This window comes from Streptomyces sp. NPDC051636, assembly GCF_044453765.1.
Taxonomy (GTDB): domain Bacteria; phylum Actinomycetota; class Actinomycetes; order Streptomycetales; family Streptomycetaceae; genus Streptomyces.
On record NZ_JBITDA010000001.1, the window covers coordinates 321127 to 343823 of the forward strand.

Genomic DNA, 22697 nt, shown 5'->3' on the forward strand with positions numbered 1-22697 from the left:
CGGCGCGGCGCGGGTAGCGTTCACCCCCATGCGCACCATCATGATCACGGGGCCGGGCGGCTGCGGCCGTACGACCCTCGCCGCCGCCACCGCCCTGCGCGCCGCGGGCGACGGCACCCGCACCCTCGTGCTGAGCGCCGACCGCACCGACACCCTCGGGGTCGCACTGGGCACGGCTACGGGGGCGGCCCCTGTGCGGGTCGCCCCCGAGCTCACCGCCTGGCGCCCCGACGCGGCCGCACGCTTCCGGGACGACCTCACCGCCTTCCAGAGCCGCGCCGCGAACGTCCTCGACCTGCTCGGCGCCGCCCGCCTGGACGCCGAGGAGGTCACCCCGCTCCCCGGCGCCGAGGAGCTGTCCTTCCTGCGCGCCCTGCGGGACGCCGCCCTGTCGGAGCGCTACGACCTCCTCGTCGTCGACCTCCCGCCCGCCCCGCAGGCCCTCGCCCTGCTCGCCCTCCCGGAGGAACTGCGCCGGTACCTGCGCCGCCTCCTGCCGCCCGAGCGCCAGGCGGCCCGCGCCCTGCGCCCGGTCCTCGGCCGGCTCGCCGGCGTCCCCATGCCCGCCGACTGGCTGTACGAGACGGCCGCCCGCTGGGACGTCGAACTCGCCGCCGTGGAGGCCGTCGTCGCCGACCGCGCCACGGCCGTACACCTGGTCGCCGAACCGGGCCCGGCCGCCGCCGACGCCGTCCGCGCCGCCAGCCTCGGCCTCGCCCTGCGCGGCCTGCGCACCGAGGCACTGATCGCCAACCGCGTCCTTCCGGAGACCGCCCACGACGCCTGGCTCGCCGGCCTGGTCACCCAGCAGGGCAAGACCCTGGCCGAGTGGCGTGCCTCGTACGACGTCCACGTCGTCCCCCACCTCGGCCGCGACCCGCACGGCGGTGACGACCTGGCCGCGCTCGCCGTGCCCGGCGTCAACCCGGCCCCCACCCCGGTCGAGTGGCCCGTCACCGACCGGATCGCCGACGACGGGGTGCTCGTCTGGCACATCCCGCTGCCCGGCGCGATACGGGACGAACTCGACCTGATCCGGCGCGGCGACGAACTCGTGATCACGGTCGGCCCGTTCCGCCGGATCGTCCCCCTCCCGTCCGCCCTGCGCCGCTGCACCGTCGCGGGGGCCGCTCTGCGCGAGGGCGAGCTGCGCATCCGGTTCGCGCCGGACCCGGACCTGTGGCCGCGCGGGACCTGACGGACGGTGAACCGAATGCGCCCGTTCGGGTAACGTCGTAAGGGCGAACCGTAGTCAGGAGACCGTCATGAGCGAAGAGCGTCCCACGCCCGACGCCCCCGGACCGGAGGCGGTCGACGAGGTACGGGCGACCGACGCCGACGCCTGGGCCACGGCCTGTGCCGAGGACCTCGCGGCGGAGAAGGCCCGCCGCCGCGGCGAACACGGCCCGCCCCCCGGCTCGGCCGCCGAGGAACTGCGCAGGCTCGTCGACGCGGTCGCCGACAAGCTGTCCGGCATCCAGTCCCCGCTCCTCGGGGCGGTCGCCGGACCCGCCGCCCAGCAGGTGGTGCGGCAGGTCGTGCAGCAGGCCAAGGCCGCCGTCGAACCCGTCATAGAGCGCAACCCCGACGTCTTCGACCACCTGGCCGCGGCCGGCGGCGAACTGCTGGCCGCCTACCGCTCGGCGGTCCAGGCCCAGGAGCGGCGCTGGACGTCCCGTCCGGGCGGTCTCCAGGACGACCCGAGGACCGACTGGAACGATCGCGACGACCGGGGTGAGGGCACCGGTCCCGGTCAACGCATCGACCTGGACTGACGCCCCCATGGGTTCCTGCCGTCAGCTTCCCGCCCTGCCCGGCGGGTGGACGACGGGAATCCCGCGGCAGGGCCTCGGGTACCGTTGGCGGTAGCGGGGCTCGACCGAAACTGAGGGATTCATGGGACTCACCATCGGCGTCGACATCGGCGGCACGAAGATCGCGGCCGGCGTGGTCGATGAGGAAGGCAACATCCTCTCGACCTTCAAGGTGCCGACCCCGGGCACGCCCGAGGGCATCGTGGACGCCATCGCCTCGGCGGTGGAGGGCGCCCGCGCCGGGCACGAGATCGTCGGCGTGGGCATCGGTGCCGCCGGCTACGTCAACCGCCAGCGCTCCATGGTCTACTTCGCGCCCAACATCGACTGGCGCCAGGAACCGCTGAAGGACGAGGTCGAGGCCCGCGTGGGCCTGCCGGTCGTCGTCGAGAACGACGCCAACGCCGCCGCGTGGGGCGAGTACAAGTTCGGCGCGGGCAAGGGCCACCGCAACGTCATCTGCATCACGCTCGGCACCGGCCTCGGCGGCGGCATCATCATCGGCAACAAGCTGCGCCGCGGCCACTTCGGTGTGGCCGCCGAGTTCGGCCACATCCGGATGGTCCCCGACGGCCTGCTGTGCGGCTGCGGCTCGCAGGGCTGCTGGGAGCAGTACGCCTCCGGGCGCGCCCTGGTCAGATACGCCAAGCAGCGCGCCAACGCCACCCCCGAGCACGCCGAGCTCCTGCTCTCCCTGGGCGACGGCACCCCCGACGGCATCGAGGGCAAGCACATCTCCATGGCCGCCCGCCAGGGCGACCCGGTCGCCGTCGACTCCTACCGGGAGCTGGCCCGCTGGGCCGGCGCCGGCCTCGCCGACCTGGCCTCTCTCTTCGACCCCTCCGCCTTCATCGTCGGCGGCGGCCTCTCCGACGAGGGCGAACTGGTCCTCGACCCCATCCGCAAGTCCTACAAGCGCTGGCTGGTCGGGGGCAACTGGCGCCCGGTCGCCGAGGTGATCGCCGCGCAGCTCGGCAACAAGGCGGGCCTGGTCGGCGCCGCCGACCTGGCCCGGGAGCCGGACCCGATCATGTGACCGAGGATTTCGTTACGCGCGCCCGCCGAGCCCCGTCCGGGGACGGCGGGCGCCGCTGTACGGGCGCGGGCGCCGGTCCCGGCGTATGTTGATCGGCATGGTGATGCCCAACTCCCGCACCGAGTCCGACGGTTCCGCCGTCATCCGGGTACTGAGCTACAACATCCGCTCGATGCGCGACGACACCGACGCCCTCGCCCGGGTGATCACCGCCTGCGCCCCCGACCTGGTCCTGGTCCAGGAAGCCACCCGTTTCTTCCGCTGGCGCAAGAAGCTGGCCCGGCTCGCGGCGGCCTCCGGACTGGTGGTCCTCTCCGGCGGCGCCACGGCCGCGGGACCCGCCCTGCTGTGCACCCTGAGGGCGGCCGTGGAGCGCACCGAGGACGTCCTGCTCCCGCTCACTCCGGGACTGCACCGCCGCGGCTTCGCCACCGCCGTCGTACGTTTCGGCGCCACCCGCCTCGGCGTCCTGAGCTGTCATCTGAGCCTGCGGGAGGGCGAGCGGTACGAGCAGGGCGGCATGCTCCTCGACCGGCTGGCCGGGATGGGCGTGGAGCACGCGATCGCGGGCGGCGACCTCAACGAGCGCCCCGACGGCCGCACCTTCCGGCGGCTCGCCGACGCCCTCCAGGACTGCCGGGCCGCCGCACCCTGGGGCGGTGAGCACACCTGGACGCGCACCGACCCCCACCAGCGCATCGACGCGATCTTCGCCACCAAGGGCATCGAGGTGCTGGGCTGCGGGGTGCCGTCCCCCTGTGGCCACCCCGGAGTCACGGAGGCAGACCTGAGGGCGGCCACGGACCACCTTCCGGTCCTGGCCGCCCTCAGAATTCCTGCCTAGCGGCGGATCACACCACCGCGCCCCGCCCCGGATCGTCGCCGTCCTCGTCGTCCGTCCGCATCCGCACCACCAGCGTGGTGAAACCGCCGAGGAAGCCGCCGATGCCGAGGGTCGCCAGCCACCAGGTCATGTCCCAGCCCAGCAGCACGGCGAGCAGGAGCAGGACCGGGCCGCCGACCACACCGAGCCAGGCGAACTTGGCGGTCGTGTCGGCGGCGGGCAGCGGGGGCGGCTCGGGCGGAACGAAGTGGCCCTCGTCGTCCTCGTCGAAGTCGTCCTCGGACGCCTCGGGGGCCGCGTAGTCGCGCGGGCCGACCCCGGGCGCGAAGGAGATGGAGCTGCCCAGCGGCCGGGCGGGCGAACGCTGCTGCTCCCCGCTGTCGTCGTCGTTCGTGTCCTTCTCGAGCAGCGCGAGATCCTCGACCCGCTTGAACGGCTTGGTGCCCGGCGGGTCCGGCGGCTCGTCGCCGAACCCGGCGACGATCGCCGCCCAGGCGGCCTCCTCGTCGAAGGGCACGCCCTTCTCTTCCGGCTCGCGGTCCTCGCGGTCGGAGTCGTGCTCAGCCAACTGCGGCCGTCCCTTCCTTGCCGACACTGGGTGCGAGCCGGCCGATGAAGGCGAGGCTCTCCTCGAAGATCCGGTCCGCATCATGGTCCAACGTCGCCACGTGGTAGCTCTGTTCCAGCACGACCTCCGTTACGTCCGTCGACGACACCCGGCTCAGGATGCGGGCCGCGTCGGCCGACGGCACCACATGGTCGTGCACGCTGCGCAGGAGCAGCAGCGGCTGGGTGACCTGCGGCAGCTCGCCGTCCAGCATCCGGAAGAAGGTCCGCAGGGAGTGGGCCGCGTGCAGCGGCACCCGGTCGTACCCCAGCTCCGCCGCGCCCTCCTTCGCGATGTCGCTCGCGATGCCCTTCCTGGTACGGACCAGGTGCCGGGCCACCGGAAGGGCGTACGCGGACAGGCCGTGCACCTTGTTCGCCGGGTTGACGAGTGCGACGCCGTGCACCGCATCCCCGTGCTTCGCCGCCAGCCGCAGCGCCAGCGCCCCGCCCATCGACAGCCCCGCCACGAACACGCGCGCGCAGCGCTCGCGCAGCAGACGCAGCTCGCGGTCCACCTCCGCGTACCAGTCCTGCCAGCCGGTGACCTGCATGTCCTCCCAGCTGGTGCCGTGCCCGGGCAGCAGTGGCAGCGCCACGGTCAGACCGTGTGCGGCGTGGTGCTCCGCCCACGGGCGCAGCGACTGGGGGCAGCCCGTGAAGCCGTGGCACAGGAGGACACCCGTCGGACCGCCCTCGTGGCGGTAGGGCTCGGCTCCGGGGAGAACCGGCACGTCGGTCTCCTGTTCCTGTCAGGGGCGTGAACGACTCCAGGTGTGCTTCACCGTACGCGACCGCACGGACACCGACCAGGGCCGTCGGCGCCTTTGACGGCGGAGCGGGTTAAGGTCTGATCGACGGACACAGGAGGCACTCGGTTGTTGTACGGCACGATGAAGGTCGCCATCGGGGGACCGCTGAAGGTCGCCTTCAGACCCTGGGTGGAAGGCCTGGAGAACATTCCGGCCGAGGGTGCCGCCATTCTGGCGAGCAACCACCTGTCGTTCTCGGACTCGTTCTTCCTGCCCGCGGTCCTCGACCGCAAGGTCACCTTCATCGCGAAGGCGGAGTACTTCACCACGCCCGGCGTGAAGGGCCGCCTCACCGCGGCCTTCTTCAAGGGCGTCGGCCAGCTCCCCGTCGACCGCTCCGGCGCGCGGGGCGCGGGCGAGGCGGCGATCAGGAGCGGGATCGAGGTCCTGGACCGCGGTGAGCTGTTCGGTATCTACCCCGAGGGCACGCGTTCGCCCGACGGCCGCCTGTACCGGGGCAAGCCCGGCGGCCTGGCGCGCGTGGCCCTCGCCACGGGCGCCCCCGTCATCCCCGTCGCGATGATCGACACCGAGAAGATCCAGCCGCCCGGGAAGGTCGTCCCGAAGCTGATGCGGCCCGGCATCCGCATCGGCAAGCCGCTGGACTTCAGCCGCTACCAGGGCATGGAGCACGACCGCTTCGTACTGCGCGCGGTGACCGACGAGGTCATGTACGAGATCATGAAGCTCTCCGGCCAGGAGTACGTCGACATGTACGCCACCGCCGCCAAGCGCCGGATCGCGGAGGCGGCGAAAGCGGAGAAGGCGGAGAAGAAGAAGGCCGAGTCCTAGACAGGTCACAGACACGGCAGTCGGGGGAGTCCGGCACCGGGGGTGGGGGACGTGCCGAGGCGCGAGAAGGTCATGAGGATGTCGGTCGAGCTGCCGCTGTGGCGTGCGCTCACCGCCTACCGCGTGCTGACGATGCTGTACGCCATCGGGCTGTGCGCCACCGCGTACGACGCGTTCGTCCGCCCCTGGATCGCGCTCGTCTACTACGGCGTCCTGGTCGTCTGGACCCTCGCCACGCTGCCCCGGGTGGCGAACGCGGCGAGCTGCACCAAGCCCTTCCTCACCGTCGACCTCACGGTCGCGCTCACCGGCATCCTCCTCACCCCGCTCGCCGACGCCCACCACCGGATCGTCGAGGGCGGCCCGACCCTGCCGTCGATATGGACGGCCGGATCGGTGCTGGCCTTCGCCATCAAGGGCGGCTGGCGCTGGGCGGCCCTGGCCTCCACGCTGGTCGCCGCCGCCAACCTGGTCGAGCGCGGGAGCCCGGCCCGCGACACCGTGCACAACGTGATCCTCGTCTGGGTCGCCGCCATCGCCATCGGCTACGTCGTCGAGGTCGCCCGCGCCTCCGAGCGCACCCTCGCCCGCGCCCTGGAGATCGAGGCCGCGACCCGGGAGCGGGAGCGGCTCGCCCGGGACATCCACGACGGCGTGCTGCAGGTGCTGGCGATGGTGCAGCGGCGCGGCGCGGTGATCGGCGGCGAGGCGGCGGAGCTGGGCCGGATGGCGGGCGAGCAGGAGGTGGCGCTGCGCACGCTGGTCTCCGGCGGGCTGGTGCCGGTCCCGCGGGCCTCGGAGGACCCGGCCGAGGGGGCGGTCGTACGGACGGTGGAGGAGCCGGACGAGCCCACCGGACCCGTCGACCTGCGCTCGCTGCTCGCCCCGTACGCCGGCGCCCGGGTCAGCCTCGCCGAGCCCGGCGCCCCGGTGCCCCTGCCGCCCGGCGCGGCACGGGAGCTGGCCGCGGCGGTCGGCGCCGCCCTGGACAACGTCCGGCGGCACGCGGGCGGGGACGCCCGGGCCTGGATCCTGGTCGAGGACGAACCGGACGAGGTCGTGGTGACCGTACGGGACGACGGGCCCGGCATCCCGCAGGGCCGGCTCGCCCAGGCCGAGGGCGAGGGGCGGCTCGGAGTGGTCCTGTCCATCCGGGGGCGGCTGCGCGACCTCGGCGGCAGCGCCGAGCTGATCTCGACTCCGGGGCAGGGCACGGAAGTCGAACTGAAGGTACCGAAGGACCCGAAGGTCTCCCGGGGGAAGGCGGACAGGCGATGACAGGGCAGCAGGATCCGATCAAGGTCATGGTGGTCGACGACCACCCGATGTGGCGCGACGCGGTCGCCCGGGACCTGACCGAGACCGGCTTCGACGTGGTCGCCACCGCCGGGGACGGCGAGCAGGCGGTGCGCCGCGCCAAGGCCGCCGCGCCCGACGTCCTCGTCCTGGACCTCAACCTCCCCGCCAAGCCCGGCGTCCAGGTCTGCAAGGAGCTGGTGGCCCACAACCCGGCGCTGCGCGTGCTGGTGCTGTCGGCGAGCGGCGAGCACGCGGACGTCCTGGAGGCCGTGAAGTCCGGCGCGACGGGCTACCTGCTGAAGTCGGCCTCGACGGAGGACCTGCTGGACGCGGTGCGCCGTACGGCGGTCGGCGACCCGGTGTTCACGCCCGGCCTCGCCGGTCTGGTCCTCGGCGAGTACCGCCGGCTCGCCTCCGAGCCCGCGCCCGCCCCGGACACCGACGAGCCGGACGCGCCCCGGCTCACCGAGCGCGAGACCGAGGTGCTGCGGCTGGTCGCCAAGGGCCTGAGCTACAAGCAGATCGCCGAACGCCTGGTCATCTCCCACCGCACGGTGCAGAACCACGTCCAGAACACGCTCGGCAAGCTCCAGCTGCACAACCGCGTGGAGCTGGTGCGGTACGCCATAGAGCGCGGCCTCGACGACGAGTGAACGGGACCGCGTAAACCGGGCGCGTAAACCAACCGCTCGACGATTCACCGGAATTGCCGTTCCCGCCCATCCCTGTGTGACCTGGCTCACCATTAGCGTGGCCCTCATCAGGCAACCGCGGCGAAGGGACATTTCCATGCGGGTCGGAGTACTGACCGGAGGCGGCGACTGCCCCGGGCTCAACGCCGTCATCCGGGGCATCGTCCGCAAGGGCGTGCAGGAGTACGGCTACGACTTCGTCGGCTTCCGGGACGGCTGGCGCGGACCCCTCGAAGGCGACACCGTCCGCCTCGACATCCCCGCCGTGCGCGGCATCCTGCCCCGCGGCGGCACGATCCTCGGCTCCTCGCGGACCAATCCCCTCAAGCAGGAGGACGGCGTCCGCCGGATCAAGGACAACCTCGCCAAACAGGAGGTCGAGGCGCTGATCGCGATCGGCGGCGAGGACACCCTGGGCGTGGCCGCGCGCCTCTCGGACGAGTACGGCGTGCCCTGCGTCGGCGTCCCCAAGACCATCGACAACGACCTCTCCGCCACCGACTACACCTTCGGCTTCGACACCGCGGTCGGCATCGCCACGGAGGCCATCGACCGGCTGCACACCACCGCCGAGTCCCACATGCGGGTCCTGGTCTGCGAGGTGATGGGCCGCCACGCCGGCTGGATCGCCCTCCACTCCGGGCTCGCGGGCGGCGCGAACGTCATCCTCATCCCCGAGCAGCGCTTCGACCTCGACCAGGTGTGCGCCTGGATCACCTCCCGCTTCAAGGCCTCCTACGCCCCGATCGTGGTCGTCGCCGAGGGTGCCATGCCGAAGGACGGCGACATGGTCCTGAAGGACGAGTCGCTGGACTCCTTCGGACACGTCCGCCTGTCCGGCGTCGGCGAGTGGCTGGCCAAGGAGATCGAGAAGCGCACCGGAAAGGAGGCCCGCACGACCGTGCTGGGGCACATCCAGCGCGGCGGCACCCCCAGCGCCTTCGACCGCTGGCTCGCCACCCGCTTCGGCCTGCACGCCATCGAGGCCGTCCGTGACGGCGACTTCGGCAAGATGGTCGCCCTGCGCGGCACCGACATCGTCCGCGTCCCGATCTCCGACGCCACGGCGAAACTGAAGACGGTGGACCCCGAGCTGTACGCCGAGGTCGGCGTCTTCTTCGGCTGAGGTCGTACGGCACTCCCGACGCCGCCGCGGCTACCGTGGCGGCGTCAGGCGCGTACTGGACCGGAGGGGGACGGTATGGCCGGGTGGTGGAGCGCACTGGGGCTGCGCGTGCTGCTGGAGCGGCACCGGGAACAACTCGCCGCCGTCTGGCCCGCGTTGCGCGACGGCGGCCGGCCGCCGTCCCCTCGGCCGGCCGAGGTCCGCTCGCTCACCGACCTGACCCGGACGGCCGGCAAGGCCGCCGTGGACCACGGCGCGCAGGACGGTTTCCCGCCCGAGCCGCGATCCTGCTGCTGGGCGTCGCCCTGCTGCACCGAGTACACCCGGAGGCCACGCCCGACGGCCTGCGCCCGTACGTCGACCCGACGGCGGACATCGGCCCGGACGGAGCCGAGGCGGTGGCGCACTGCCGCGAGGGCCTCGCCGGGCCGCCTGCCGACGCCGGCGACGAGGCGCTCACGCAGCTGCGGGCCGGCCTGCTGTTGGCCCTCCACGAGCGGTACACCCGCACCGGGCATCTCGCCTCGCTGCGGGAGGCGGTCACCGAGGCGGAGCGAATCGCGGAGCAGATACCGGAGTTCGCGGCGGAGCTCCCGACGATCCCGGGCAACCTGACCACCCTGCTGGTCCAGTACGCCCGGCAGACCGGGGACACCGCCGAACTCGACCGGAGCCGCCTCCTCACCCGTCTCGCGGAACCCCGCCCGGCGCCCCAGCGGGGCAGTGCCCTGACGGAGCGCCCGCGACGGGGACTGTGAACCGCCCCGGCATCGAGCTCAGGGGCGCTCGGAGAGCGTGCCGGTGCCGTGCAGCTGACCCACCAGCTCCTGCACGATCGCGGCACCGTTGAGCGTCAGGACCGACTCCGGGTGGAACTGCACGCCCGCGCATCCGGGCCCGCGCAGCGCGTGCACCTCCGCGTTGTCGCCCCGGCTCACCGTCACGCCGTGCGCCGCCAGCTCACCGGCCGTCTCGTCGTCGCAGCGCGCCACGAAGCTGTTGTAGAAGCCGACGGTCTCGCTCCGCCCGAACAGGTCGACCGTCGTTTGCGCCCCCTGGTACGGCACGTCCTTCCGTACGATTTCCAGCCCCAGCTCGGCCGCGATCAGTTCGTGCCCGAGGCAGACCCCGAGCACGCCGTGCCGGTGCCCCCGGATCACCTCGGCGGTCAGCTCCCGCAGGAACCGCATCTTGGGGTCGGCGAGGTCCGAGGGATCACCGGGTCCGGGGCCGAGCACGACCGGCCCCTCGTGCGCGCGCACCGCCGTCCGCAGCCCGGGCTCGTCGTACCGCCGGACGGTCACCTCCAGCCCACTGGAGCGCAGCACGTGCGCGAGCATCGCCGTGAAGGTGTCCTCCGCGTCCACGACCAGGGCATGCCCGGTGAGCTCCGCCGACCGCTCCTGCATCCGCAGCCAGAACGGGGCCAGCGAGGCCCGGCGCCCGTCCAGCGCGGCCCGCACCCGGGGGTCGTCGGCGAGGCGGGGGCGGGCGTGTTCGCCGCGGGGCCGGGACGGACGTACGCCCAGCGCCGACAGCACCCCCGCCGCCTTCGCGTGCGTCTCCGCGACCTCGCCCGCCGGGTCCGACCCCCGCACGAGCGTGGCACCGACCGGCACCCGCAGCCGCCCGGCCGCGTCGATGTCGGCGGTGCGGATGAGGATGGGGGAGTCGAGGGTCTGGGCTCCGCCGGAGTCGCGCCCGATCAGCGCCAGCGCGCCCGCGTAGTAGCCGCGCCCGCCGACCTCGTGCCGCTCGATCACCCGGCACGCGTTCTGCACGGGCGAGCCGGTGACGGTGGCCGCGAACATGGTCTCGCGCAGCACCTCCCTGGCGTCCAGCGACGACCGCCCCCGCAGCTCGTACTCCGTGTGCGCGAGGTGCGCCATCTCCTTCAGCCGGGGGCCGACCACGACCCCGCCCATGTCGCCGACGGTGCACATCGTCTTGAGCTCCTCGTCGACGACCATCGACAGCTCCTCGATCTCCTTGCCGTCGGCGAGGAAGTCCAGCAGGTGCTCGGGCGTGGGTCCACCGTCCGGATAGCGGTACGTCCCGCTGATCGGGTTCATGACGACCGTGCCGCCCGTCATCCGGACGTGCACCTCCGGGCTGGCCCCCACCAGCGTCCGGTCCCCGGTGTGCACGACGAAGGTCCAGTACGCGCCCCGCTCCCCCTCCAGCAGCCGCCGGAACAGCGCGAGGGCGTGGCCCCTGGAGAACCCCGGGATCTGCCCCTCGTACGTCCGCCGGATCACGAAGTTCGCGCCCTCGCCCCGCCCGATCTCCTCGCGCAGCACCCGCCCGACGATCCGCGCGTACTCCTCGTCGGGCACGTCGAAGCCGCCGCCCCCGACGCGCACGTCCTGTGCGGGGAGCTGTTCCAGCGCCTCGGCGAGCGGGATCTCGTACCGTTCCTCGGGGACCAGCACCGCAAGCGGCGTCCCGTCGTCGCGGACGTCGAAGCCGCGCTCGCGGATCTGGCGGAAGGGGACCATGGCGAGGCCCTCGTCGGGGAGGTCGGCGAGGCGGTCGCGGGTGGTGACCGGGCCGAGGAGCAGCTCCACCGTGTTCTCGTCGCGGCCGGGGGTGCGGCGGCGCAGCAGGGCGAACGGGCGGGGATCGTCCAGCAGGTCGAGCAGGTTCATGGGGTCGTGTCCTTCTCTCGGATCTGTCGGGAGAGGAACGGCCCCAGGTGCGTAAAACACTGAAGGCCGCCCCTCGGGCGGCCTTCGCGAAGTCGTGCGTACGCGCAGTCAGTGGGCCGCCGGGAGAGCGGTCCACCACCAGTTCTGGTTCGAAAGCGCGAACATGCCAGGCACCCTACCGCACCACCCGCCCGTCCGTACCGTGATCGCGCCGTCTCACCAGTCGAGCCGAAGGAAAACGACTCGACACGACCCCGTAATGTTTACGGGGTGACCGTGAACGCTAAGACCAGCGCGAGCGCTGGCAACACCTGGCGAGACCTGCCCGCGGCGCAGCAGCCCGAGTACCCCGACCCCGAGGCTCTGCGCGCAGTGATCGCGGACCTCGAGTCGTATCCGCCGCTCGTCTTCGCGGGCGAGTGCGACCAGCTGCGCGCCCGGATGGCGGCCGTCGCCAAGGGAGAGGCGTTCCTCCTCCAGGGCGGCGACTGCGCCGAGGCCTTCGACGCGGTGTCCGCCGACCACATCCGCAACAAGCTCAAGACGCTGCTCCAGATGGGCGCCGTCCTGACGTACGCCGCGTCCGTGCCCGTGGTGAAGGTCGGCCGGATCGCCGGCCAGTACTCCAAGCCGCGCTCCAAGCCGACCGAGACCCGCGACGGCGTGACGCTCCCGACCTACCGGGGCGACTCCGTCAACGGCTTCGACTTCACCGAAGAGGCCCGGATCCCGGACCCCGAGCGGCTGAAGCGGATGTACCACGCGTCCGCCTCGACGCTGAACCTGGTGCGCGCCTTCACCACCGGCGGCTACGCCGACCTGCGCCAGGTGCACGCCTGGAACCAGGACTTCGTACGGTCCTCCCCGTCCGGCCAGCGCTACGAGCAGCTCGCCCGCGAGATCGACCAGGCGCTGCACTTCATGCACGCGTGCGGCGCGGACCCGGAGGAGTTCAAGACCGTCGAGTTCTACTCTTCGCACGAGGCGCTGCTGCTCGACTACGAGTCGGCGCTCACCCGGGTCGACTCCCGCACCGGCCAGCTGTACGACGTCTCCGCGCACATGGTGTGGATCGGCGAGCGCACCCGGCAGCTGGACCACGCGCACATCGAGTTCGCCTCGAAGATCCGCAACCCGATCGGCATCAAGCTCGGCCCGAACACCACGGCCGAGGAGGCGCTGCAGTACATCGAGCGCCTCGACCCCGACCGCGAGCCGGGCCGTCTCACCTTCATCGTCCGCATGGGCGCCGACAAGATCCGCGACCGGCTTCCGCAGCTCGTGGAGAAGGTCACGGCGTCCGGCGCGGCGGTGGCCTGGGTGACCGACCCGATGCACGGCAACACCTTCGAGGCGGCCTCCGGACACAAGACCCGCCGCTTCGACGACGTGCTCGACGAGGTCAAGGGCTTCTTCGAGGTGCACAAGGAGCTGGGCACCCACCCGGGCGGCATCCACGTCGAGCTCACCGGTGACGATGTCACCGAGTGCGTGGGCGGCGGCGACGAGATTTTCGTCGACGACCTGCACCAGCGCTACGAGACGGCCTGCGACCCGCGCCTGAACCGAAGCCAGTCGCTGGACCTGGCGTTCCTCGTCGCCGAGATGTACCGCGACCAGTGACGGGACCAGTGACGAAGTGAGGGGATGGGGCGCGGATCACATACGATCCGCGTCCCGCTCCACTTTTGCGGCTCCCCAGGGGCGGGTAAGGTTAGGTTTGCCTCACCGATCAGACGGGACGGCGCCACATATCGATCCCGCCGGGAGGTGAACCGCGTGTACGTCTGCAGTTGCTTCGGCATCACCGAGAAGCAGGTCCAGCAACACGCGGAGAACGGCGCCTGCACCCCCCGCCAGATAGCCTCCGCCTGCAAGGCCGGCACGGACTGCGGGTCCTGCGTCCGCCGCATCCAGGCGATCCTCGGCCGTGGCGCGTGCCCCCGCCGCGAGCTGGCCGACCAGGGCAAGCCGGTGCTGTCGGAGCTCTCCGGCCTGGACGAGGCGGCCTAGCTCTCCGGCTGTTCGATCAGCTGGGCGATGTACAGCGCCTCGCCGAGCTTCTCCAGCAGGTCCAGCTGGGTGTCCAGGTAGTCGATGTGGTGCTCCTCGTCCGCGAGGATCGACTCGAAGATGTTCGCGGACGTGATGTCGCCCTTCTCGCGCATCACCTCGATGCCGCGCCGGAGCCGGTCGATCGCCTCCACCTCGATCTGCCGGTCCGCCTCGAACATCTCCCGGACCGTCTGGCCCACGCGCACGTGGAACAGCCGCTGGTAGTTCGGCAGCCCCTCCAGGAACAGGATCCGGTCGGTGAGCACCTCGGCGTGCTTCATCTCGTCGAACGACTCGTGCCGGGTGTACTTCGCGAGCTTGGTCCAGCCGAAGTTCTCCTGCATCTTCGCGTGCAGGAAGTACTGGTTGATCGCGGTGAGCTCGCCGGTGAGCTGCTCGTTGAGGAACTCGATGACCTCGGGATCGCCCTGCATCGCAGCGACTCCTTCCACATGGGGAGACGGGGGAGGTTGCGGCGGCATGATTGCACCCGCACCGAAGATCGTCCAGTAAGTGGGTACTTAGTAAGTAAGGGCTCGCTTAGCGCGCATTGCCCGTTTTGGCGCCTCCCTGGTCATGTGCACTGCCCGAGGTCTGTCAGGATGGATACATGGGTCAGCCGGTGGAGCGCGAGTCTGGAGAATCCGGAGAGGCCGTACGGGCCGAGCTTCCGCCGGGACAGCGACTGCAGCGCGGCTGGCCGGTCACGCACTACGGCCCCGTGCCCAAGTTCCGGCCCGAGCGCTGGGAGTTCCGGGTCTTCGGCGCCACCGCCGACGGCGGGAAGCACTGCTGGAACCACGAGGAGTTCACGGCCCTGCCGTACACCACCGTCGTGGCCGACCTGCACTGCGTGACGAAGTTCAGCATGCTCGGCGCGGAGTGGGGTGGCATCCCGGCGCGCACCATCCTGGAGATCGCCCCGCCGTCGCCCGACGTCACCCATGTGATGGTCTGGGCGGAGTACGGCTTCAGCTCGAACCTCCGCCTGTCGGACTTCGCCTCCGAGCGCACCCTCTTCGCCACCCACAAGGACGGTGAACTCCTCACCGCAGAGCACGGCTTCCCGCTCCGCCTCGTCGTCCCCCACCTGTACGCCTGGAAGGGCCCCAAGTGGGTCCGCGGCATCGAGTACATGACCACGGACCGCCGCGGCTTCTGGGAGGAACGCGGCTACCACAACATCGGCGACCCCTGGAAGGAACAGCGGTACTCGTACCAGGAGGAGCCGGGGGAGGGGCCGGAGCTTTGAGAGCCCCGAACAAAAGGGGAGCCCGGCTCGCGACGCCTGGCACGCACTCCCCCACGCTCGAATCGAGTTCGCGCGGGGGCGCCCCCATCGCCGCCGCGAGCTGATTCTCTGAGCCGGCGGTCCCCGCGTCAGCCGTCCCGCAGTTTCTTCAGACGCTCCACGTCCCCCGCGTGCCCCTCCTTGCCGCCCGGGGTTTCGATGATCAGAGGGACGCCCTCGGTGGCCGGGTGGGTCATCAGGGCGCGGAAGGGGTCCTCGCCGATGTGACCGGCGCCGATGTTGGCGTGGCGGTCCTTGTGGGCGCCGGCCACGTCCTTGGAGTCGTTGGCGTGGATCAGCTTCAGGCGGCCCTCGCCGACCGTGTCCACCAGCAGATCCAGCGTCCGGTGCATGCCGTCCGGGCCGGTCAGGTCGTGCCCGGCGGCGAAGACGTGGCAGGTGTCCAGGCACACGCCCAGCTTCGGGTGGTCGTCCAGGGCCTCGAAGTACGGCCCGAAGTCCCAGGCGCGGGAGCACAGCGAGGCGCCCTGCCCGGCGGTGGACTCAAGGAGCAGACAGGGATCGTCGTCGTGGGTGAGCTCGTCCAGCAGCGGCAGCAGATGCTCCCGTACCTGCTTCAGCGCCACCGACCGCTCCCGTCCGCCGGTCGCGCTGCCGGTGTGCACCACCACCCCGAGCGCGCCGATCTCCCGCCCCCGCCGCAGCGAGTGCCGCAGCGACTCGACCGACCGCTCCACGGTCGCCTCGGTGTGCGAGCCGAAGTTGATCAGGTACGGCGCGTGCACGTAAGCCGGGATCGACCCCTCCGCGCACGCCTGACGGAACGCCTCGTCCTGCCGCGGGTTCCCGGCGGGCGTGGCCCACCCGCGCGGGTTGGCGACGAAGACCTGCACGGTCTCGGCCTTCAGATCGCGGGCGTACGACAGCCCCACGGAGTGCAGACCGCCGGCCACGGGGACGTGAGCGCCCACGGGGTTGCGGGCGGGGCCGGGGAGGGGGACGGGGGCGGAACCGGACTGCTGCTGTGTCACCCCTTCAGGGTGTCATGCTCCGGGCGTGCCCCCGTCGGGCTCCCCTCGGTCCCGTCACCGGATGGTGATCGTGATCGTCGACCCCTTGGGCGCCGTCTCGCCGCCGTCCACGGACTGCTCCTTGACGGTGTCGCCGAACAGCCCGAGCAGCCCGCGGTCCTCGTCGACCTCGAAGCCGGAGGCCTCCAGCTGCTGCCTCGCGTCGTCCACACTGTCGCCCACCACGTCCGGCACCTCGACCATCACCGGGCCCTTGGACAGCGTCAGCGTCACCGTGTCGCCCTCGGCGGCCCGGCTGTCGCCCGCCGGGGTCTGCCGGGCGACCTGGCCCTTGTCGTAGTCGGAGTTGACCTCCTGCGCGGCCACGGTCACCTTCAGCCCGGCTTCCTCCAGCTCCCGCTTCGCGCTGTCCAGGTCCTCACCGGTGACGTCCGGCACGTCGATCGGGCTGCCCTTGCTCACGATCAGCGCGATCGCCGAGCCCGCGTGCCGTACGGTGCCCGCCTTCGGGTCCGTGCCGGTCACGGATCCCCTGGGCACGTCATCGCTGAACTCCCGGGTGACCATGCCCGGCTCCAGCCCCGCCGACTTCAGTCGCGCCCTCGCCCTGGCCAGCCCCTGGCCCGACAGGTCCGGCACCTTCACCATCTCCGGCCCCTTGGAGATGGTCAGCGTCACCGAGTCGTTGCTGCGGATACGGGCGCCGGGCTTCGGGTCGGTGCTGATCACCGTGCCCTTCTTCACCGTGTCGCTGTAGGCGAGCTTGACGTCCTTGACCTCGAGACCGGCCTTCTCCAGCCGCTGCCTGGCCTGCGTCTCGGTCTTCGCCAGCAGCAGCGGCACCTTCGTGAACTGCCCGGAGTTGATGTACCAGACCCCGGCACCCACGCCGAACACCACCAGCACGGCGGCGATGACCGTCACGAGCCCGCGCCGGGGGCGCGCCCGCACGCGTCGTGGGGGGACGGGCGGAACGTCGAACCGGCTGGTCCGGTCGACAACCGCCTCCGGCTCGTCCTCCTCGTTCACCGGCAGCAGGCGCGACGGGGGTCCCCCCGCGCGAGCGAAGCCGAGCGTGGGGGAGGCCAACGCGCGCGGGATCACGCTCGTGCGGTCCTCCGCGTTGTCGTGCTCCGCGGCGATCGCCTGCGGCGGCACGGCGTCCAGCTGTTCGTCACCGAGCGCCGCGCGGCCCTCCCGCACCTGGGCGAGGAAGGCCACCGCGTCCTGCGGCCTGAGCTCCGGGGTGCGGGCGGTGGCGGCGGCGACCAGCTCGTCCAGCTCGTACGCCAGCCCCGGCACGGCGGCCGAGGGCGGCGGCACGTCCTCGTGGATGTGCCTGTAGAGCACCTGGGCGGGGGTGTCCCCGGCGTGCGGCTTCCCACCGGTCAGCATCTCGTAGAGCACGACACCGCAGGCGTACACGTCGACGCGCGGATCGGCGGTGCCGTGCTCGATCTGCTCCGGCGCGAGGTAAGAGACGGTGCCGAGCACGGACCCGGTCGTGCTGGTCACCGTGTCCACGGACCGCACGAGCCCGAAGTCGGCCACCTTGACCCGCCCGTCGTCCCCGATCAGGACGTTCTCCGGCTTCATGTCCCGGTGCACGAACCCGGCCCGGTGCGCGGCGCCCAGCGCGGCCAGCACCGGCTCCAGGATGTCCAGCGCGGCCCGCGGCTGCAGCGCGCCCCGCTCGCGCAGTACGTCCCGCAGCGTGCACCCGGCGATGTACTCCATGGCCAGGTACACGTACGACCCGTCGGTCCCCTGGTCGAAAACCTGCACGACGTTGGGGTGGGCGAGCCGGGCCACCGACTTCGCCTCCCGGATGAACCGCTCCACGAACGACCCGTCGGCCGCGAGCGTCGGGTGCATCACCTTGAGCGCGAGGACCCGGTCCAGGCGGGTGTCCAGAGCCCGGTAGACCGTGGCCATCCCACCGACCGCGATCCGCGCGTCGACGCGGTAACGGCCGTCGAGCACCTGCCCGACGAGAGGGTCCTGAAGGGTCGTATCCACGCAGGTGAGTGTACGAGCCGCGACCGACGGCTCCGCGGGTTCGGCGAGGATAGGGGCGGTACTGAAGCGGACCTGTGACGCTTCCCACGCCCTGAGGGGCACCACGTACGGACAGGACAGCCGCCGACGGCGGACGTGCCCCACGGGAAACGTCCACCTCTGAAGCAGGCCGGTGACGGGTGTGCGTGAGTGGGGGACGAAAACGGGACCGCAACCCCGCTCCGCTCAGAACGCGGGCCGCTCCGGATCGAGCACGGCCAAGCCCTCCGCAGGAGAAGACGCCTCGGCGAAGTGCCGCCGGGGAATCCGCCCCGCGAGCCGAGCCAACCGCCCCGCCTCCACCGCATGCCTCATGGCGGCAGCCATCCGCTCGGGCTCCTGCGCCCGCGTAACGGCCGAGGCGAGCATCACCCCCGCACACCCCAGCTCCATCGCCAGTGCCGCGTCCGACGCCGTCCCCGCCCCCGCGTCCAGAATCACCGGCACACGCGCGTGCTCGACGATCAGCTGGAAGTTGTGGGGGTTGCGAATCCCCAGCCCGGACCCGATCGGCGATCCTAGCGGCATGATCGCCGCACACCCGGCGTCCTCGAGCTTCCGCGCCAGCACGGGATCGTCGTTCGTGTACGGCAGCACGGTGAACCCGTCGTCGACCAGCGTCTCCGCCGCGTCCAGCAACTCGATCGGGTCCGGCAGCAGCGTGCGCTCGTCGGCGATGACCTCCAGCTTGACCAGATCCGTGCCCAGCGCCTCCCGCGCCAGCCGGGCGGTGAGCACGGCCTCCCCGGCGGTGAAGCAACCCGCCGTGTTCGGCAGCACCCGGATGCCGAGCCGCTCCAGCACCGACAGCACCGAGCCGTGCACACCGGGATCAACCCGCCGCATCGCCACGGTCGTCAGCTCCGTGCCGGAGGCGACCAGCGCCCGCTCCAGCACGTCGAGGCTGGGCGCGCCGCCCGTACCCATGATCAGGCGGGACGTGAAGGACGTACCACCGAGGACGAAGGGGTCGTCGGCCATGGTCAGCCTCCTTGGACGGCGGTGAGGATTTCGACGCGGTCGCCCTCGGCCAGGGCCGTGGACGGCCACTGCGCGCGCGGGACGACGGTTTCGTTGAGCGCGGCGGCCACTCCGCGCGGCGCCGCGGTGAGGGACTTCACGAGCGTGTCGAGAGCGGTTCCCGGGGCGACCTGCCGGAGCTCCCCGTTGACGGTGATGGTGACCGAGCCGTTCATGCGGGCTGTTCCGTGCGGGCCGTGCCGAAGCGCTTCGGGGTGAAGGGGCGTGCTTCCTCCGGCAGTTCACCGGTGGTCAGCGCGTGCGCCAGGGCGTCGCCGGTGACCGGCGTGAGCAGCACGCCGTTGCGGTAGTGCCCGGTGGCCAGCAGCAGCCCGTCCAGGCCGGTCGGACCGAGCAGCGGCGCGTTGTCGGGGGAGCCGGGGCGCAGCCCGGCCCGAGTCTCGGCGAGCGGCAGCTCGGTGATGCCCGGGACCAGCTCGTGCGCGTCGCGCAGCAACTGGTAGACCCCGCCCGCGGTCACCGTGGTGTCCCAGCCCAGCTCCTCGCTGGTGGCCCCGACGACCAGCTCGCCGTTCTCCCGGGGCACCAGATAGACGTGGCTGCCGCGCACCACGGCCCGTACGGTCCGGCTCAGGAACGGCGCGTAGCGCTCGGGCACCGTCAGCCGTACCACCTGCCCCTTCACCGGCCGCACCGGCGGCAGCAGGTCCTCGGGCACGCCCGCGAGCCGCCCGCTCAGGCTCCCGGCGGCCAGCACCACCTGGCCGGCGCCCAGCTCGGTGCCGTCGGCCGTGGTGACGCCGGCGGCGCGGTCCCGTACCACGCGGAAACGCTCCGCCCACGCGCGGTGGAAGACGACGCCCGCCCGCTCGCACGCGGCGACCAGCGCTGCCGCCAGCCGGCGCGGGTCGATCTGGTGGTCGCCGTCCACCCGCAGCCCGCCGCGCACGCCCGGCGCGAGCATCGGCTCGAGCCGACGGCACTCGCGCCCGGACAGCCACTCGGACTCCAGACCCGAGCGGTGCTGCAGGGCGTGCAGTTCCCGCAGGTGGGCGCGGTCGTCGGCGTCCAGCGCGACCGCGAGCGTGCCACACCTGCGGTAGCCGAGGTCCAGGCCGGTGAGCTCGGTCAGCTCGGCCGCGAAGTCCGGATAGCGGCGGGCCGACGCCACGTTCAGGCCGAGCAGCGTCTGCTCGCCGTAGTGCAGCTCCGTGACGGCGGCCAGCATTCCGGCCGCGACCTGCGCGGCCCCGCCGCCCGGCTCGGGGTCCACCACGGCCGTGGCCAGCCCGCGCTGCGCGGCGCGCCAGGCCGTGACCAGGCCGATGATCCCGCCCCCGATGACGAGGACGTCTGACGTACGTGACGACATGGGCGTCCAGCCCCTCCCTTCGCCGGCATGACCCGGATCAGGTTCGTACGGTCGGAGGCCGCCAGCCTCCCTCTCAGCCCGGTCGTCCGGGCTCCCGCGAGTGCTTGTACCTTACAGAGCATCTCACTTGTAAGGGAGCCTCCCCTCATGGCCCGTTCGCTCGACGGAATGATCCTCGCCCCGGTCGCGGACCAGGCCCCAGGTCAGGTGGGTACGCGCACCCGGTTCACGTACCACGAGAAGGACGGCGAGATCTGGGCCGAGTACGCGGGCGGCGACGTCGTACGCGGGTATCTGGTGGGCACCCGGGACGGGGACCGGCTGGACTTCCGGTACGTGCAGCTGAAGCGGGACGGGACCACGTCCTCGGGGCACTGCCGGTCGACGGCCGTCGGCCTGCCCGACGGCCGGGTGCGGCTGGAGGAGACCTGGGAGTGGGAGTCGCAGCCGGGCTCCGGGACGAGCGTGGTGGAGAGTGTTGTGGAGCAGGCCACCGAGCACGCCCCCTGACTGACAATCAGGCAGTTGTCTATGGTGATCGGGTGAGCGAGCAGACGCGGGAACAGGGCACGTCACGGGCACGGCGCGTGGTCGTCGTCGGCGCGGGCATGGCCGGGGTGCAGACCGCGGTCGCCCTGCGCGAACAGGGCTTCCAGGGCACCGTGACGCTGATCGGCGCCGAACCCCACCAGCCGTACGACCGGCCGCCGCTGTCCAAGGCCGTGCTGCTCGGCAAGGCCGAGGGCTCCGCCTTCGACGTCGACTTCGAGGCGCTCGGCATCGAACTGCGGCTCGGGCGCGAGGTGCTGGGCGTGCGCCCCGGCGAGCACGAGCTGGACACCGAGGCCGGGCCCGTGCCGTACGACGTCCTGGTCCTGGCCACCGGCGCCGAACCGATCCGGCTGCCCGGCGCGGAGGGCGTGCCCGGCGTGCATCTGCTGCGCACCCTCGACGACGCCGAACGGCTGCGGCCCGTGCTCGCCCGGCAGCACGACATCGTGGTCGTCGGCGCGGGCTGGATCGGCGCCGAGTTCGCCACGGCCGCCCGCGAGGCGGGCTGCGCGGTGACCGTGGTGGAGGCGGCGGACCGTCCGCTCGCGGGCGCGCTGCCGCCCGAGGTGGCCGCTCCGATGGCGTCCTGGTACGCCGACAGCGGCGCCGTGCTGCGCACCCACGCGCGCGTGGAGCGGGTCGAGCCCGGCGCGGTGGTGCTCGACGACGGCTCGCGGCTGCCCGCGGGCGCCGTCGTCGTCGGCATCGGCGCCCGCCCCGCCACGGCGTGGCTGGCAGGCTCCGGCATCGAGCTCGGCGCGCAGGGCGAGGTGGTGGCCGACGAGCACCTGCGCACCTGCGTCCCGGACGTGTACGCGGTCGGCGACTGCGCCTCCTTCCCCTCCCGTCGGTACGGGGAGCGGCTGCTCGTCCACCACTGGGACAACGCCCTCCAGGGCCCGCGCACGGTCGCCGCGAACATCATCGGCGAGACTCCCGCGGTCTACGACCCGGTGCCGTACTTCTGGTCCGAGCAGTTCGGCCGCTTCGTCCAGTACGCCGGCCACCACGGCGCGGCCGACCGCACCCTCTGGCGCGGCGACCCGGCCGGCCCGGCGTGGACGGTCTGCTGGCTGAAACAGGACCGGCTGGTCGCCCTGCTCGCCGTGGGGCGCCCGAGGGACCTGGCACAGGGACGGCGGCTGATCGAGGCGGGGACACCCATGCGGCCGGACGCGCTGGCGGACCCGGCGAGACCGCTGAAGGACGCCACGGCGTAGGGCCGCGGGGCTGCCACGACCTCCCCTGCGGACCGTCCTGACTTCCTCCTGTCAGTGGCAGATGGCAGGCTAGTTCCCGTGACCGAGATTGACGCCAAGATCGATGCTCTCGTCCCCGCCTGGCTCACCCTCCCCGACATCGCCGAAAAGCTCGGCGTCGAGGTGACACGTGTGCGGCAGTTGGTCAAGGACGGCCAGCTCATCGCCGTACGCCGTGGTGAGAACCGGGCGCTGCACGTCCCCGCCGCCTTCATCGACGGGGACAAGGTCGTCAAGGGCCTGTCCGGGACCCTGACACTGCTGCGGGACGACGGCTTCACGGACGAAGAGATGCTGGAGTGGCTCTTCACTCCCGACCCGAGCCTGCCCGGTACCCCCGCGCAGGCCCTGAGCGAGAATCGCGGCACGGAGGTGAAGCGCCGCGCCCAGGCGCTCGCCGTGTGATCCGGACAGCCTGAACCGAACACCGTCCGGCGTACGGGCCGAGGCGCACGGGCCCCGGCCCGT

Annotated in this window: 25 protein-coding genes and 1 riboswitch; of the genes, 15 read left to right on the forward strand and 10 right to left on the reverse strand. The window is 72.3% G+C overall.

Annotation, left to right across the window (positions count from 1 at the left end; genetic code table 11):
• Positions 1-28 precede the first annotated feature (28 nt).
• The 4 genes from ACIBBH_RS01525 to ACIBBH_RS01540 all read left to right on the forward strand — a co-directional run bounded on the left by ACIBBH_RS01525 (position 29) and on the right by ACIBBH_RS01540 (position 3694).
• Positions 29-1198 carry an ArsA family ATPase gene (locus tag ACIBBH_RS01525; RefSeq protein WP_399400766.1) on the forward strand — a complete coding sequence of 390 codons (1170 nt, stop codon included), beginning with the start codon at positions 29-31 and terminating at the stop codon, positions 1196-1198.
• Between the two features lie 67 nt (positions 1199-1265).
• Complete coding sequence (locus ACIBBH_RS01530; RefSeq protein ID WP_399400767.1) at positions 1266-1775, forward strand: DUF5304 domain-containing protein; 510 nt, start codon at positions 1266-1268, stop codon at positions 1773-1775.
• 121 nt (positions 1776-1896) lie between these two features.
• Positions 1897-2850 (forward strand): ROK family glucokinase, encoded by a 954-nt coding sequence (locus ACIBBH_RS01535; RefSeq protein WP_399400769.1) that lies wholly within the window; start codon positions 1897-1899, stop codon positions 2848-2850.
• Positions 2851-2947: 97 nt separating this feature from the next.
• Positions 2948-3694 carry an endonuclease/exonuclease/phosphatase family protein gene (locus ACIBBH_RS01540; RefSeq protein ID WP_399400771.1) on the forward strand — a complete coding sequence of 249 codons (747 nt, stop codon included), beginning with the start codon at positions 2948-2950 and terminating at the stop codon, positions 3692-3694.
• A 7-nt stretch (positions 3695-3701) separates the two neighbouring features.
• Here ACIBBH_RS01540 and ACIBBH_RS01545 read toward each other — a convergent pair whose 3' ends face one another.
• Together ACIBBH_RS01545 and ACIBBH_RS01550 are read right to left on the reverse strand one after the other, a co-directional pair.
• A complete protein-coding gene (locus ACIBBH_RS01545; RefSeq protein ID WP_399400773.1) occupies positions 3702-4262 on the reverse strand; it encodes a hypothetical protein in 561 nt (186 codons plus the stop codon).
• Positions 4255-5034, reverse strand: a complete 780-nt coding sequence (locus tag ACIBBH_RS01550) for an alpha/beta hydrolase (RefSeq protein WP_399400775.1) — start codon at positions 5032-5034, stop codon at positions 4255-4257. The genes ACIBBH_RS01545 and ACIBBH_RS01550 overlap by 8 nt, the downstream gene beginning before the upstream one ends.
• A gap of 147 nt (positions 5035-5181) precedes the next feature.
• Between ACIBBH_RS01550 and ACIBBH_RS01555 the strand changes: the two genes are divergently transcribed.
• The 5 genes from ACIBBH_RS01555 (at position 5182) to ACIBBH_RS01575 (ending at position 9779) form a co-directional block, all read left to right on the forward strand.
• The gene (locus ACIBBH_RS01555; RefSeq protein ID WP_399400777.1) at positions 5182-5904 is read left to right on the forward strand and encodes a lysophospholipid acyltransferase family protein; all 723 of its coding nucleotides are present in this window, start codon (positions 5182-5184) and stop codon (positions 5902-5904) included.
• A gap of 51 nt (positions 5905-5955) precedes the next feature.
• Complete coding sequence (macS, locus tag ACIBBH_RS01560) at positions 5956-7182, forward strand: MacS family sensor histidine kinase (RefSeq protein WP_399400779.1); 1227 nt, start codon at positions 5956-5958, stop codon at positions 7180-7182.
• The gene (locus ACIBBH_RS01565) at positions 7179-7856 is read left to right on the forward strand and encodes a response regulator (RefSeq protein ID WP_399400781.1); all 678 of its coding nucleotides are present in this window, start codon (positions 7179-7181) and stop codon (positions 7854-7856) included. The genes macS and ACIBBH_RS01565 overlap by 4 nt, the downstream gene beginning before the upstream one ends.
• A gap of 136 nt (positions 7857-7992) precedes the next feature.
• Positions 7993-9021 (forward strand): 6-phosphofructokinase, encoded by a 1029-nt coding sequence (locus ACIBBH_RS01570; RefSeq protein ID WP_399400783.1) that lies wholly within the window; start codon positions 7993-7995, stop codon positions 9019-9021.
• Between the two features lie 398 nt (positions 9022-9419).
• Positions 9420-9779, forward strand: coding sequence for a hypothetical protein (locus ACIBBH_RS01575; RefSeq protein WP_399400785.1), 360 nt, complete (start codon positions 9420-9422; stop codon positions 9777-9779).
• Positions 9780-9797: 18 nt separating this feature from the next.
• Here ACIBBH_RS01575 and ACIBBH_RS01580 read toward each other — a convergent pair whose 3' ends face one another.
• Together ACIBBH_RS01580 and ACIBBH_RS01585 are read right to left on the reverse strand one after the other, a co-directional pair.
• Entirely contained in the window at positions 9798-11669 is a 1872-nt protein-coding gene (locus ACIBBH_RS01580; protein ID WP_399400787.1) for an anthranilate synthase family protein, read from the reverse strand.
• Between the two features lie 108 nt (positions 11670-11777).
• On the reverse strand, positions 11778-11834 hold the full coding sequence (locus ACIBBH_RS01585; protein ID WP_399401464.1) for a trp operon leader peptide: 57 nt from the start codon (positions 11832-11834) through the stop codon (positions 11778-11780).
• Between the two features lie 105 nt (positions 11835-11939).
• Here ACIBBH_RS01585 and ACIBBH_RS01590 point away from each other — a divergent pair, with 105 nt between their 5' ends.
• Together ACIBBH_RS01590 and ACIBBH_RS01595 are read left to right on the forward strand one after the other, a co-directional pair.
• Positions 11940-13292: a class II 3-deoxy-7-phosphoheptulonate synthase gene (locus tag ACIBBH_RS01590; RefSeq protein WP_399400789.1), complete on the forward strand. Its 1353-nt coding sequence runs from the start codon at positions 11940-11942 to the stop codon at positions 13290-13292.
• Positions 13293-13439: 147 nt separating this feature from the next.
• Positions 13440-13682, forward strand: a complete 243-nt coding sequence (locus tag ACIBBH_RS01595) for a bacterioferritin-associated ferredoxin (RefSeq protein ID WP_399400791.1) — start codon at positions 13440-13442, stop codon at positions 13680-13682.
• Here ACIBBH_RS01595 and bfr read toward each other — a convergent pair.
• Positions 13679-14158 carry a bacterioferritin gene (gene bfr, locus ACIBBH_RS01600; RefSeq protein ID WP_399400793.1) on the reverse strand — a complete coding sequence of 160 codons (480 nt, stop codon included), beginning with the start codon at positions 14156-14158 and terminating at the stop codon, positions 13679-13681. The genes ACIBBH_RS01595 and bfr overlap by 4 nt on opposite strands.
• A 176-nt stretch (positions 14159-14334) precedes the next feature.
• On the opposite strand from bfr, the gene ACIBBH_RS01605 reads away from it, so the two are divergent.
• Entirely contained in the window at positions 14335-14976 is a 642-nt protein-coding gene (locus ACIBBH_RS01605; protein WP_399400795.1) for a sulfite oxidase-like oxidoreductase, read from the forward strand.
• Between the two features lie 128 nt (positions 14977-15104).
• Here the strand turns inward: ACIBBH_RS01605 and ACIBBH_RS01610 are convergent, their stop codons facing one another.
• From ACIBBH_RS01610 to thiO, 5 genes are all read right to left on the reverse strand, one after another.
• The gene (locus tag ACIBBH_RS01610) at positions 15105-16007 is read right to left on the reverse strand and encodes a deoxyribonuclease IV (protein WP_399400797.1); all 903 of its coding nucleotides are present in this window, start codon (positions 16005-16007) and stop codon (positions 15105-15107) included.
• Between the two features lie 54 nt (positions 16008-16061).
• Positions 16062-18026: a Stk1 family PASTA domain-containing Ser/Thr kinase gene (pknB, locus tag ACIBBH_RS01615; protein WP_399400799.1), complete on the reverse strand. Its 1965-nt coding sequence runs from the start codon at positions 18024-18026 to the stop codon at positions 16062-16064.
• Between the two features lie 225 nt (positions 18027-18251).
• Positions 18252-19046 (reverse strand): thiazole synthase, encoded by a 795-nt coding sequence (locus tag ACIBBH_RS01620; RefSeq protein WP_399400801.1) that lies wholly within the window; start codon positions 19044-19046, stop codon positions 18252-18254.
• Between the two features lie 2 nt (positions 19047-19048).
• Positions 19049-19261 carry a sulfur carrier protein ThiS gene (gene thiS / locus ACIBBH_RS01625; RefSeq protein ID WP_399400803.1) on the reverse strand — a complete coding sequence of 71 codons (213 nt, stop codon included), beginning with the start codon at positions 19259-19261 and terminating at the stop codon, positions 19049-19051.
• Positions 19258-20418 carry a glycine oxidase ThiO gene (gene thiO / locus ACIBBH_RS01630; protein WP_399400805.1) on the reverse strand — a complete coding sequence of 387 codons (1161 nt, stop codon included), beginning with the start codon at positions 20416-20418 and terminating at the stop codon, positions 19258-19260. Before thiO ends, thiS begins: the two co-directional genes overlap by 4 nt.
• A riboswitch (TPP riboswitch) is annotated at positions 20416-20526 on the reverse strand. It overlaps the preceding gene by 3 nt.
• 39 nt (positions 20527-20565) lie before the next feature.
• On the opposite strand from thiO, the gene ACIBBH_RS01635 reads away from it, so the two are divergent.
• The 3 genes from ACIBBH_RS01635 to ACIBBH_RS01645 all read left to right on the forward strand — a co-directional run bounded on the left by ACIBBH_RS01635 (position 20566) and on the right by ACIBBH_RS01645 (position 22634).
• Positions 20566-20928: a hypothetical protein gene (locus tag ACIBBH_RS01635; protein WP_399400807.1), complete on the forward strand. Its 363-nt coding sequence runs from the start codon at positions 20566-20568 to the stop codon at positions 20926-20928.
• Positions 20929-20960: 32 nt separating this feature from the next.
• On the forward strand, positions 20961-22190 hold the full coding sequence (locus ACIBBH_RS01640) for an NAD(P)/FAD-dependent oxidoreductase (RefSeq protein ID WP_399400809.1): 1230 nt from the start codon (positions 20961-20963) through the stop codon (positions 22188-22190).
• A 78-nt stretch (positions 22191-22268) separates the two neighbouring features.
• Positions 22269-22634 (forward strand): Rv2175c family DNA-binding protein, encoded by a 366-nt coding sequence (locus ACIBBH_RS01645; protein ID WP_399400811.1) that lies wholly within the window; start codon positions 22269-22271, stop codon positions 22632-22634.
• Positions 22635-22697: the final 63 nt, after the last annotated feature.